Annotated in this window: 14 protein-coding genes; all 14 read right to left on the reverse strand. The window is 32.2% G+C overall.

Annotated features, from left to right (window positions below; genetic code table 11):
- Positions 1 to 118: 118 nt before the first annotated feature.
- Positions 119 to 553, reverse strand: a complete 435-nt coding sequence (locus MWH25_RS07420; RefSeq protein WP_248627016.1) for an Hsp20/alpha crystallin family protein — start codon at positions 551 to 553, stop codon at positions 119 to 121.
- 71 nt (positions 554 to 624) lie between these two features.
- Positions 625 to 1,308: a winged helix-turn-helix domain-containing protein gene (locus tag MWH25_RS07425; RefSeq protein WP_248627017.1), complete on the reverse strand. Its 684-nt coding sequence runs from the start codon at positions 1,306 to 1,308 to the stop codon at positions 625 to 627.
- Between the two features lie 58 nt (positions 1,309 to 1,366).
- On the reverse strand, positions 1,367 to 1,696 hold the full coding sequence (locus tag MWH25_RS07430; protein WP_248627018.1) for a CDP-alcohol phosphatidyltransferase family protein: 330 nt from the start codon (positions 1,694 to 1,696) through the stop codon (positions 1,367 to 1,369).
- A 245-nt stretch (positions 1,697 to 1,941) separates the two neighbouring features.
- Entirely contained in the window at positions 1,942 to 2,226 is a 285-nt protein-coding gene (locus tag MWH25_RS07435) for an acylphosphatase (protein ID WP_248627019.1), read from the reverse strand.
- Positions 2,227 to 2,597: 371 nt separating this feature from the next.
- Positions 2,598 to 2,960 (reverse strand): response regulator, encoded by a 363-nt coding sequence (locus MWH25_RS07440; protein ID WP_248627020.1) that lies wholly within the window; start codon positions 2,958 to 2,960, stop codon positions 2,598 to 2,600.
- 118 nt (positions 2,961 to 3,078) lie between these two features.
- Positions 3,079 to 3,600 (reverse strand): Holliday junction resolvase RecU, encoded by a 522-nt coding sequence (gene recU / locus MWH25_RS07445; protein ID WP_248627021.1) that lies wholly within the window; start codon positions 3,598 to 3,600, stop codon positions 3,079 to 3,081.
- Positions 3,584 to 3,817, reverse strand: coding sequence for a hypothetical protein (locus MWH25_RS07450; RefSeq protein WP_248627022.1), 234 nt, complete (start codon positions 3,815 to 3,817; stop codon positions 3,584 to 3,586). The genes recU and MWH25_RS07450 overlap by 17 nt, the downstream gene beginning before the upstream one ends.
- Positions 3,818 to 4,116: 299 nt before the next feature.
- Positions 4,117 to 5,682, reverse strand: a complete 1,566-nt coding sequence (locus MWH25_RS07455) for a YncE family protein (RefSeq protein WP_248627023.1) — start codon at positions 5,680 to 5,682, stop codon at positions 4,117 to 4,119.
- 28 nt (positions 5,683 to 5,710) lie between these two features.
- The gene (locus MWH25_RS07460; RefSeq protein ID WP_248627024.1) at positions 5,711 to 6,610 is read right to left on the reverse strand and encodes a cation diffusion facilitator family transporter; all 900 of its coding nucleotides are present in this window, start codon (positions 6,608 to 6,610) and stop codon (positions 5,711 to 5,713) included.
- A gap of 207 nt (positions 6,611 to 6,817) precedes the next feature.
- Positions 6,818 to 7,942: a S1C family serine protease gene (locus tag MWH25_RS07465; RefSeq protein WP_248627025.1), complete on the reverse strand. Its 1,125-nt coding sequence runs from the start codon at positions 7,940 to 7,942 to the stop codon at positions 6,818 to 6,820.
- Positions 7,943 to 8,047: 105 nt separating this feature from the next.
- Positions 8,048 to 9,466, reverse strand: coding sequence for an ATP-binding protein (locus MWH25_RS07470; RefSeq protein WP_248627026.1), 1,419 nt, complete (start codon positions 9,464 to 9,466; stop codon positions 8,048 to 8,050).
- A gap of 19 nt (positions 9,467 to 9,485) precedes the next feature.
- The gene (locus MWH25_RS07475; RefSeq protein WP_345947239.1) at positions 9,486 to 10,178 is read right to left on the reverse strand and encodes a response regulator transcription factor; all 693 of its coding nucleotides are present in this window, start codon (positions 10,176 to 10,178) and stop codon (positions 9,486 to 9,488) included.
- Positions 10,179 to 10,271: 93 nt separating this feature from the next.
- On the reverse strand, positions 10,272 to 11,711 hold the full coding sequence (locus MWH25_RS07480; RefSeq protein ID WP_248627027.1) for a TrkH family potassium uptake protein: 1,440 nt from the start codon (positions 11,709 to 11,711) through the stop codon (positions 10,272 to 10,274).
- A gap of 11 nt (positions 11,712 to 11,722) precedes the next feature.
- On the reverse strand, positions 11,723 to 13,090 hold the full coding sequence (trkA, locus tag MWH25_RS07485) for a Trk system potassium transporter TrkA (protein WP_248627028.1): 1,368 nt from the start codon (positions 13,088 to 13,090) through the stop codon (positions 11,723 to 11,725).
- Positions 13,091 to 13,180 lie beyond the last annotated feature (90 nt).

Here is a 13,180-nt window from a genome sequence, read left to right on the forward strand (position 1 = left end):
TTAAATTTAAAATAGCCAATTCATCTCCACCTAATACAGTAGCTTAGATGGAGTTTTCTTGGCTGTTCTAGATAAAAAAAGTCAAGTATCTTTAAGATACTCGACCTTTAGCAATCCTTTATTCTCTATTATTCAACTTTAATCTAGTAACTTTATTCAATTCCTCTTCAGCTTTAGGAATTATTATCTCCATTACACCGTGTTCAATATCGGCTCTAGCCTCTTGATGCTTAACTTTGAGGGGTAATGTAATTCTTCTTTGAAATTCATTCCTACTTCTTTCCTCATAATAATATCCATTTTGCCCTTTAGTACTCTCTTGTTCTTGATGTTGCCCTTTAACAATAACAGTTTCTTCACTAACCATTATTTCAACATCATCAGGTCGTATTCCTGGCAAATCTGCCTTAATAACTAAATTATCTCCTTCTTCATAAATATCAACTGCTGGATAAGTTTTTTCTTGCTCTGGTAATCTTTCATCCAAAAATCTATTCATCTGCTCCCGTATAGTATTTATCTCTCTAAATGGATTCCAAGTATTCGACTTCATTACCTAAGTTATTCCCTCCCCAATCAGATAGTATATAATATATCATTTCTTAGATGATAGTAATTTATACATCAATAAAACTTATTAACCTTAAATAAACCTTTAGCTGGTTGATAAATCTGTGGTATTTCTTTCGCCACTTCCTCTAATGGTACCAGTGGAAGTAATTGCTCTAATCTCCCTGTCTCTTCTGCCCTTATTAATACTTCTTTCAATAAATTTTCAGCCCTTTTAATTCCTCTTTCTTTTAAAACTCTTAATATTAGTGATTTATAAAGATTATTATCTTCAATTTCAATATTTGTATCTTTTAAGATATAACTACCTTGTTCTAAAGCAACAATTTCTATTAATAAATTAGTTAATCCAAAAGGAAGTTGATTATACAATTTCTTAAACCCTGTAATCCGACTGTTTTTTAGCTCCAAACAATATTTTTTTTTCTGATAGATTAATTTAATCTTTGATTGAGAAAATAAATATTCATAATTATTAACACTTATAAAACCTCGTTTAATCTGGGCCAATGAAGGATAGAGAACAAAAGAAATTCCACTTAATAACCACTTTCTCAAACCTAACTTACCTGAAGCAAATTTAACAAATCTAGAATCATTATAAATACTAGCTCGAACTGAATCAGAATCTTTCACAGTTACTAGCTCCTCAATTTTTTTAGTAAGTTGAGAATAATTAAGTAAAGTACCCATTTTCTCTAATGCCTCATAACTTGTATCAGTAATTGTAAGTGGCATATCTCTTCCTCCCTAAAACAAAATAACCCTAAACATTTAAACTATAATCTTTAATAATCTAAAAAACAAATCGGAAGCATAATAGCTTCCACTTAACAGATTCCCCCTTATTGTAAGCCTGAATAACATAATCTACCCCTGGAATAATAGTTAAAGGAATCGCTGAAAATAATGTTACTTTCAAAATATAAATATCTAATATCCTCCCTAAATCTAAAATCAGGTCATACCTTCTAGCTACATACCCATTAAGTAAATCAGTCAATCCAGAACAGATAAGAATTATTCCAACAATCATTATATTAGCTTCAATAGAACTAAAAAGAATAATCAAAAATACTTGAACCATTATGATTCTTAGTGAGGTTAAAAAATTAGCAATATTCATTTATAATTCCTCCTATATTTAATTTTATTCAAGAATCCTAGATATAATATTAAACCCCTGCTAAAATCTTTAGGTTTAAATTATAAATCAATATTAAATATTAACCCCTCATTCTTCACCTCACTATTTATCACTTCAAAACATGTTCAACTTCCACTTGTAATTAAAAGCTCACATAACATCTAATTACAAGCAGATTAAGTTTTCCTCCTAGAAAACAAACCCAACAAGTTTCCTCTTTAAATTTATACTTGATACTTAATAGCAAATCTAATAAAATCTTCTGTTGGCTCAATCCATTCATAATTAAACTCCTCTACCTCAGCTTTACTTGGTCCTTCCTCCAAAAATTTAACCAATTCTTCCAACTTTTGCTCAGTTCCTTCAGCCACTACCTCTAGTTCATTCCCAGAAGTACTTTTTACATATCCTTTAATTCCTAAGCGAGTAGCTTTTTGATGTGTACTTGCTCGATATCCAACACCTTGAATTCTACCTTTTACATTAGCTTTAATTGCTTTCTTTTTCATAATAATCCTCCTATTAACCTTGTTGTATAATTATTATTTCCATAAAATATAATTTTAATCAATAATAACTAACATTTAATTTTACTCCACATAGTAAACTTCACTAAAAAATAAATTTTTCCTCTTTATTTGACAAAAAAACTTTTTATCCTTTTATCTGATATAGAGCTTAAAAATAAAAGATCGCACAATAGAAACAAATATAAATGCTTCTACCATACGATATAAAAATATTATATGTTCTTTACATAATTAATTTGCTGCTATCCGATTAATTTGTCTAATGTCTCTTTAACTTTCTCTGGCTTGATAGGTTTTACTATGAAGTCTTTCCTACAAGTTTCACAGAAACTTTCCGTAATTAATTACTATTAGTCAAGTAATTTTTCTAATGTTTCTTTGACTTTTTCCGGTTTAATAGGCTTTACTATAAAATCCTTTGCCCCAGCTTCAATTGCTTCTAATACCATCGGTTTTTGTCCCATTGCACTACAAACAATTATAGTAGCATCTGGATCATACTCCATAATCTTTTTAGTAGCCTCAATTCCGTCCATTCCTGGCATAGTAATATCCATTGTTACCAAATCGGGTTCTAATTCTTTATATTGCTCTATAGCTCTTTCACCATTTTCGGCCATTCCAGCTACTGCATATCCTTGTTCTTCAATTATTTTAGCTAACATTGTTCTCATAAAATTAGCATCATCAGTTATTAATATTTTCTTAGCCATTCCTGTTCCTCCCCTCAAAACATTCCTTTAATTTATAAGAATAACAAATTAAACACTAGCACCATCTTTTACTATTTTATTATATTTACTCTAAAAAATCAAGATTCCTTTCTAAAACTCACAGATTAAAAATTCTATCTATCACCTCTAAATAATCTAAAACAACTAATCCTTGACTACCGATTTTATACTCCTGTTTAGCAATTTTTTGATAAGGAATACTCTTTCTACCTCCTTTCAACCTTCCTTGCCAATACTCATCTAATAGACTATAAGGTAAATAGTATGCCTCATCTAAAGCATTAAAATAAATAATCAAAAAAGCAATTCCACCATTAGCAGCCCAGTTTTTTAAATAATTATATTGATGTTTCTTTACATTACTCAAATCAAAGCGCGTCTCTATTCTAGTTTCCTTAGCATCAAAAGCAATGGCTTGGCCCTTATAACTCCCAATATAGTCAACAGTTGATTTCTGTTCATAAAATCCATTAGTAATCTTCCCAGTTCTGGAATTTATATTTAATACTTTAACAGGGGTAGGAATCTTTTGAATTACCGCTCTATTTTGAAATAAATATTGTCGATTGGAAGTTTCAATCATGTTCTCTAAAACCTTTCCCCTACCACCATAATTCATGCAAAACCCTCCTTAACATTTGACCACCTACTCTAATACTAAACCAAATACTTACTATAATAATTATTAAATTAACTACTTCACCCCAAAAATTGATTAATTTAGATAGTATATACTCATCTAAACTCTGCTTAGTTCCACTCGAAAAATAAAGAAAAATAACAATAACAGCAACTACTAAAGTACCTATTAATAATTTAACCAACTCTAATTTCACATTTTACCTCCTATATTACCTACTTCAACACTTGTATTATATCATACTCATTAACTTAAACTAAATCCTAATAGAATACAGATGTATTACAATAATGTGGCACTTTTGTGCCACATTATTGAGTTGACAGTGTACAGTGAACAGTTTACAGTTAAGATCAAAACCTTAAAAAATTAAGATCTCTGAAATGCCTTATGTTCGCAGGTTTAGAGTGATTTTGATTTAAGATTTTAATGGTTTTAACTGTTAACCGTCAACCGTAAACTGTACACTGATATAATGTTACTAACTCGTATAAGTTAAAAATCAACTGCTTCCATTAAATCAACTATTACCAACCTATATTCTCGTTGATTGATAGACGAAGTTAAAATATAAAGTTTATTCTGGTTGGAATCAAAAACAAGATCATAAGCATAATCTCTTAAGTCAATTTTATCTAATAAACTATGTGTATCTAAGGAAAACAAACTAACTTCAGTATCATTATAAGCGATAAATAACCATCCTGCTTCCTGAGCAACGGCAATTCCTCGTGGATAACCTGCAGTTTTAAATTTCCTTACTAACTCTACCTCTCCTGCTTGATTGAGCACAAAAGACTGAACATAATCAAATTGGCTACTTGCAATATAGATATCTTTTTCTTCTGCATCATTATGTATTTCAAGATCATCAATTATCCCTGTTCTCAATTTTCTTATAGGATTTGAAATTTCGCTTAGGTCATAGATGAATGTTTCAGTAAAGTAGGCATCAATCAATAACTGTTCTTCTCCAACCAATTCAATTTTTTCACCAGTCACTACTGCTCTTCCGTTTTTTAATTGATAGCTATCTTCAACTCTTGCTTCTCTAATATTAAATTGCAATAAGTTAGCTTCATCATCTACTTTGAGATATAAATAATCAGTCCCTAAAGTTATATCCTTTATTTCTTGCTTAAAATTATAATTACTTACTTTCAATTGTTCTAAATCTACCTGTACCAAAGAATTATTTCCCTCAGTAACTAAAAACAAATATGTATTATCTTTACTCAGCTTTAGATGTTTAGGATTTGGGCCAACCTCAATTTCTTCAGTAATCTCATCTTCCTGAGTATCAAAGATTAATAATTGATTTTCTTGCTGATCAAGCAAATATAATTGAGAGCGTAATTCATCAAATACAAGATCCGAAACACGCTTACCTAATGCAACCTCTCTAATCCCTTTATCTAATATTTCAATCAACTCTTCATTACTGACTGATAAATAACCTTGCTCATTAATTACCATCACTTGATAGGTATAAATTTGATTTGGAGCGACATCTTGATCTAAATAATAAGTTTCCACCTGATCATCTATTTCTGCTATCACCTCTGCATTATTATCAATATAAAAATTATTACTACGTAATATTTGATAAGTAAAAAAATCATCCTCAAGATAAGTCGACCAGTTAAGCTTAACCCCTTCAACTACAGAATCATTCTTTACTTCATTTAATAATACCTGTTCAGGATAATCTCCTTCAACTGCAAAAGAAAAATTATATGTAGTTTCATTTCCCTGATCATCTTGAATAAAGACTGTAATTCTATAATCACCAGGTGCTGTTGGAACCCGATAAGTCGCTTGATTATCGGTCTGTGATAAAAAATTTCCACCATTAGCAGTCCAATGATAATTTAAATCAGCCTCTTGAGATAATTTAATATCAAAATCTACTTTACTATTTCCTAACAATCTACCAGTTTCATAATAATGTTCAGAATCAACATTAAATTCTTCTACAATTAATTCTTCTCTACATCCTGTTAAGCTCAATATCAATAGCAAAAAAAAAGGAATAATAAATTTATTATAATTAAGCTTCAAATTCTGTTCCTCCTTACTCTAAATTCAGTTAATGTTCATTATCTGCTAAATTATCTATTTCATTTTTAGGATCTATATGAACCAAAACTCCTTCTACTTTAGGGTTGGAATCCTTAATCTTTTCTTTGACAGCGGTAGCAACTTGATGTCCTTCAGTAACCGTTAAATCGTTAGCTACAACAACCTTCAAGTCAACAAAAAGGCGAGAACCATAAGCTCTTAATTTTATATCTTTAATTGTAAGAACATCATTTACTTTAACAACCTCTTTTATTATTTTATTTTTCTTATCTTGACTAGGAATAGCATCCATTAATTCATCAATAGCATCTAATAATATCTCTCCGCCGACCTTAATAATAAATGAAGCAACTACAAGTCCTGCTAATGGATCTAACAAAGGATAACCAAGTCTTGCCCCCCCTGCTCCAATCAAAACTGCAATAGAAGATAATGCATCAGAACGATGATGATAAGCATCAGCAACCAATCCTTTAGAATCAATCTTTCGTCCTACTTTTATAATATAGCGGCATAATCCTTCTTTTATTATAATAGAGATTACTGCAGTCCAAAGTACTATGCTACTAGGAATATTTATCTCATAATTAATAATCTCCATCACTGTACTCCTAACTAACATCAAACCAGTAGCAATTAAAATTATTCCCAATAATTTCGTTGCAATTGATTCAGCCTTACCATGTCCGTAAGGATGACAATCATCTGGAGGCTGACTAGAAACCTTAAAACTCATAAATACTATTATAGTGGAAACTACATCTGATACAGAATGAAAACCATCAGCAATCAATGCCTTACTACCAAACCAAAACCCTACAACTATCTTTAAAATTGACAATAAAATATTAACTACTAAACTAATAGAACTTACCTTAACCCCCAAATCATGACGTTTTTTTTCCATTACTCTCTTTTCCTCCTAAACCTTATTAGCTATTACATACTCACTAATAAATTGTATTACTTAGAATATCACATTTGTGTTTCTTAATCAATGCAATATTTTCTAGATAAACTAAATATTTACTATTTAGAATAATTTATATATCACTACTAAAAATTAAAGCTAAGGTTAATCACAAGCTTAACGATTAACCCTAGCCTCTGGTTTTTACTCTATAGGCATTTCACCAAGAGTTACCTTAGCTGAATTCAAATTTCCATCTTGGCTCATAATCAATAATTCAAGTTGCTCACCAATCTCTTTATCTACAATAATCTCCTGTAAATCATTCATATCTTTTACTTCTTGATGATCAGCTTCGATAATAATATCTCCCCGTGATAACCCAGCTTTAGAGGCAGGACTATTGGAGACTGTACGTAAGATCATTACTCCATTAGATATATCTAAACCATAATACTGAGCTACTTGTTCAGCTATTCCAGCCCCATAAATCCCTAACCAAGGTCTCCTAACCCTACCATACTCAATCAAATCATCAATAATTTCTTTGGCCCGGTTAACCGGTATCGCAAAACCAATTCCTTCAGCACTGCCAATAATAGCAGTATTGATTCCGACTACTTGGCCCTGACTATCCAGTAAAGGTCCCCCACTATTACCAGGATTGATAGAAGCATCCGTTTGAATCAAGCCATCAAGCACAACAGAGCTTCTAGTAACCCTACTAGTAGGTCTAATCTCTCTTCCTAAAGCACTAATAACACCAGTAGTTACTGTATTACTAAATTCGACCCCAAAGGGGCTTCCAATAGCAATCGCTAATTGCCCTACTTCCAACTGATTTGAATCTCCTAAAGGAGCTACTGGCAGATCAGAAGCATCAACTTGAATAACGGCCAAATCATTCCGTGGATCCTCACCGACAACCTCAGCTGTAAAATCTCGTCCATCCGGTAACAAGACTTCTATCTCATCAACCCCTCCAACCACATGGTGATTGGTTAAAATATGTCCTTTTTGATCAATAATAACTCCTGACCCTATTCCTTCTCTTTCTTCAGGAATAGGATTAAAGAAAAAATCATGCCTAACTTCAGTATCTTTAGTAATGATACTGACCACAGCAGGGCCAACCTCACGTACAACCTTCTTAACTGCTTCTTCTTGAGGTACAACTATCCGCTCAACTTGCTGCTGTTCCTCTTCCACTTCCGGTTCAGAACTCCAAAAAGCAGTAGCTTCAATATCTGTTACTAAAAAACTGCCTATTAAAACTCCAATCAAAATTAAACAACTATACCCAACTATTCTCTCTTTAAACCTTTTCATTACAGCTCCCTCCCTTAAAAAATTTACAATTTACAGTTGACAATTAACCTCTCAAGATCAAAAGAATTTAATTGTACATTGTTAATTATCAATTGACCATTGTTTTCAAAAGCTTCTCACTGCTTCTTCATTAGCTTTAATCAAACTAAAACCAAATCTAGAACCTTCACCTTCTACACTATCAACCCAAACTTCGCCATCATGCTGTCTAATAATCTCCCTAACAATTGATAACCCCAACCCTGTACCACCTTTACTACGCGTTCGAGATTTATCAACTTTATGAAATCTATTCCAGATATTAGCTAGCTCTTGGCGAGGAATTCCAGGTCCTTGATCCTCTATTATTACCTTAACCTTTCTTTCTCCTTCTTGAGCAAAGATCCTAATCTCCTTACCTTCAGGGGTAAAATCAATAGCATTACTGATCAAATTAATTAAAATCTGTTCAATCCTATCCCTATCACCTAAGACTAAAGAAAAACCTTCTGGTACTTCAACTGCTATATTCAAATTCTTTTCAGTAATTTTTGGTTGCAAATTTTTAACAGAGATATTGATTAAATACTCTATATCCAAAACCTCAATCTCCATCTTGATCTGTTCCATTTCAATTTGTGATAAATCTAATAAATCATTGACTAATCTAATCAACCTCTCCACTTCACCTAATACTATTGAGTAATATTCACGTTTATCCACTTCAGAATCATAAACACCATCACGTAATGCCTTAACAAACCCTTGAATCGAGGTCAAGGGAGTCCGTAATTCATGAGAAACATCAGCCACAAATCTACGTTGTAATTCTTCTTTTCCTTGCAACGAATAAATAGTTTCTTGTAATCTATCAGCCAAATAATTAAACGAATGAGCCAACTGCCCTACTTCATCATCAGTTCTTACCCCTAACCGCTCGCTAAACTGCCCATGAGCCATATCAAACGCTATCTGCTTCATCTTCCGCAATGGTCTAGTAAAACTTTTGGTTAACGTAAAACTCAATATAAAAGTTAGACTGATAGCAATCAATCCTGCATAAATAATCAATCTACGCAAATCATCCAAAGTCGTACTAATTCCTGCTAATGGTGAATAGACAAAGACAGCTCCCAGTACCTCTTCATCAATAACAATTGGTACTGCCACAAACAAAACTGACTCATCAAAGTAATCAGAATGCCCACTCTTTTTTATAACTTGTCCATCAAATACACGTCTCATTTCCGGCTCTTCTAATCTAATCCCTTGCAGCTCTTCATGTTTAGATGTAGCTAAGACTAATCCTCTAGAGTTAACTATCCAGACATTACCTTCAAAAAAGCGCTGTGAACTCCTCAAAAAGGATAATGCTTCATCATAATTTCCTTCATAAATCGACTTTTGAACCAGATTAGCTATCTCTTGACCTTGCTCTATAAATGTCTCTTCTTGATTACTATAATAATAATTTTGAAATAAATAAGATAGAGAAGCTCCTAAAATAAATAAAGTTACTAAAATTATTGTAATAAATCTGAGCATTAATTTACTAGAAATAGTATTAAAAATCTTTATTGACTTCAAATTTATAACCCACTCCCCAAACTGTGTGAAAATAATTATATTCCTCAATGCAATTATCAATCTTATTTCTTAAGCGTTTAATATGGGTATCAACAGTTCTAATATCACCTATAAAATTATACCCCCAAACTTGATCTAATAACTGTTCTCTACTAAAGACCTGCTTTTCATTTTTAGCTAAAAAATAGAGTAGATCATACTCTTTAGGTGCTAATTCCAATACCTTTCCTTTTATCTTGACCTGATGTTTCTTATTATCTATAGTTAAATTAGGAAAAAATAAGACCTGATCATCTGCCCTTATATCTACAGCTCTTCTTAAATTAGCCTTCACTCTAGCTACCAATTCATCAGGGTCAAATGGCTTCGTTACATAGTCATCTGCTCCTAAATCCAACCCCTTAATCTTGTCCTGCTTTTCTCCTTTCGCAGTTAACATTATAATTGGCACATTAGACTTTTCTCTAATTTTTTGACAGACTTCCCAACCATCTAGCTTAGGTAACATGATATCTAGAATTACTAAGTGGGGATTAAACTCATAAAATTTATCCAAAGCTTCCTCCCCTTGGTTTGCTATAGCAAGCTGATAATCTTCCTTAGACAAATAAACTTCCATTAATCTGCAAAGATTTTGATCATCATCAACTACTAGAATTTTAGTAACCACCCTTTCCACCTCCTAAACTCCACTTTATAACTTAAATTATATCTATACTTAATTATAACTAACTTTTTTTTAATTATAAAGTCAAAATTTAATCTACTTCCGCCAAAAACCAGCTAATAAAAATACTAACACTGTATAAATCTCTAGCCTACCTAAGATCATACAAAAACTCAATAATAATTTTCCTACAACTGGTAAAGGAACATAGGTATTTAAAGGACCAATCAATCCCAACCCTGGACCAATATTCCCTAAAGTAGCTGCTACTGCTGAGATTGAACTGATCAAATCTATCCCAAAAGAAGCTAATGTAATGGTAGAAATTACAAAGACAATGATATATAAAAAGAAAAATCCCAAAATACTTGTAGAAACCTCTTCCGAAATAGCCTGATTACCGATCTTCAATGAAGTTACAGCTCGCGGATGAATCAATTTATATAATTCCTGAAAGCCTTTTTTCATTAATGCATAAATTCTGATCACCTTAATTCCTCCGGCAGTAGAACCTGCACAACCTCCAATAAACATCAAAACTAATAATATCCCGCGGGAAAAAGGGGGCCAAATATCATAATCAACCGTCGCAAATCCAGCTGTACTGATAATTGAAGTAACTTGAAAAGCAGCATATTTCAATGAAGAAAGAAAAGTCTTATAAACCTGTAACCGGAGATTAAATGTAATCAAAAGAATAGCTGTCACTACTATAAAAGTATAAAATCTAAACTCTTTATCCTTTATTAATGACTTAATATTACCTGTCAAAACCTGATAGTGTAAAGTAAGATTAATTCCAGCCATAAACATAAAAACTGCCATAATCGCTTCGATAATAATACTATCATAAGCCTTAACACTCAAAGTTCGTGAAGAAAAACCTCCCGTTGACATCGTACCAAAAGAATGAATTACAGCATCAAATAAAGGCATCTCATTTAAAACTAATAAAATCACCTGTAAAAAAGTCAATGCAATATAAACAACCCATAATGTCTTAGCAGTCTCTCTAATCCTTGGTTTTAATCGCTCATGAACTGGCCCAGGTACCTCTGCTTTAAATAACTGCATTGACCCTGCTAATTCAGGTAAAATTACAATCGACATCACAATAATCCCCATTCCACCCAGCCAATGCATTAAGCTGCGCCAAAATAAGATCGTATGTGATAAGCTTTCTAAGGACATAATTACTGTAGCACCTGTAGTAGTAAAACCACTGACACTTTCAAAAAAAGCATCTACAAAATTATCAAATACCCCCGCCAACATAAATGGTACAGCTCCAAAAATTGAAATAATAATCCAACCCAATGTCACAATAGCAAAACCTTCTCGATGTCTAATATTCTCCTTATCATCACTAAAACGTTTTAATAATTTTCCACTACTGATAGTAAAACCGGTAGCCACTATAAAAGCAATTCCATCCGCTTCCTGATAATATAGCGAAACTAAGATAGGGAGTAGCATACTAACTCCAATAAAAAGCAACAAAGTACCTAACATATTAAATACAATTTTTAATCTCATCTAATTACCCCCTATTTAAAATACCGCTCAATTGCCTCCTTAGTTACCAAAGAAAAAATAAGTAATTCATCTTTAGACTCTAACCTAGTACTTCCACTGGGGATTATTACCTTCTTACCTCGGTAAACCAAACCAACGATCAGATCAGTAGGTAACTTTAGATCCTTTAATTTAGTAGCCCTCTGTCTATCATAAGTCACCTTAGAAAACTTGATCTGTCCACCAAAAGTAACCATTCCGCCAACTTGTCCCTGATGTAGATAATCTAAAATAGTATCAATAGTAATTAATGACGGACAGATAATATGATCAATACTCAAAAACTCTGTTAAATAACTATAATTAATCTTATTTACAACCGCTATTGATCTTTTAACCCCTAACTTCTGAGCCAAAACTGACATCACTAAGTTAGCTTCATCATCATCCGTAACTGCTACAAACGCATCAGCTTTAGCAACTCCTTCTTCTTTTAAGAGGTCAACATCTGTTCCTGCCCCTTGCAAAACCAAGACATCCTCTAAATTATCAGCTAGTCTTTCACATTTTTTTAGATCTTCCTCAATAATAGTTACAACAGATTGAGAAGCAAAAAATTTAGCTAATTGATAATTAATCTCCCCTTCTCCCACAAGAACTACCTTTTCCTTATCCTCCGAATAATTACTAATTAGTTTACTAAACTTCTTCTTAAACCCTTTTTGGCAGATAATATACAAACTATCTCCAGGATAAATCTTATCCTTCCCTTGAGGAATAATTACTCTACCCTTCCTTAAAATAACTAAAACTAAAGAATTGCCAGGAAGGTTTAGTTCACTAACAGTATTATAAGCAAAGTTACTTTGGTGAGAAATCTTAAATTCAGAAATTTGAACCTTCTTGCTCAAAAACTTATCAACTTCCAATCGCATCCCCGGTTTAATTAAATTCTTAACCCGTTTAATTACCATTTCAGAAGGATTGACCACTAAATCAAGTTGTAATTTATTTAATTGTAAATCAAGAGCTAAGTTTTTAATCTGCTCTACTTGAACAATTATATCTTCGACTCCTAACTGCTGAGCATAAATTCCTGTTAATAAATTGTTGCGGTCATCTTCAGTAAGTGCAATCAATAAATTAGTTTTATCGATGCCGGCCTTATTTAAAAGCTCTAAATCTATTCCCTCTCCTTTTAAAGTTAATACATCTATCCTTTCTTGAATCTGCTTTCGTAATAGATCATCTTCTTCAATCATCACAACATCTTGGCCCATTTGAATCAATCGCTCTGCTAACTGAATTCCTACTTCACTCCCCCCCACAATAATCGTCTGTAACGAGGAAGCAGTAAAGCCCTTAGTTACTTTTTTAACCTTCCTTACTACCTCTTTCATAATATCTACCCTTTCATTGAGTAACTATTATAATTTATGCAATAACTAAGGTGAAAATTACCTTTTAACTAATTCTTACGATTATAGATA

It is taken from the genome of Natroniella acetigena (assembly GCF_023227745.1).
In the GTDB taxonomy this organism is placed as follows: domain Bacteria; phylum Bacillota; class Halanaerobiia; order Halobacteroidales; family Halobacteroidaceae; genus Natroniella; species Natroniella acetigena.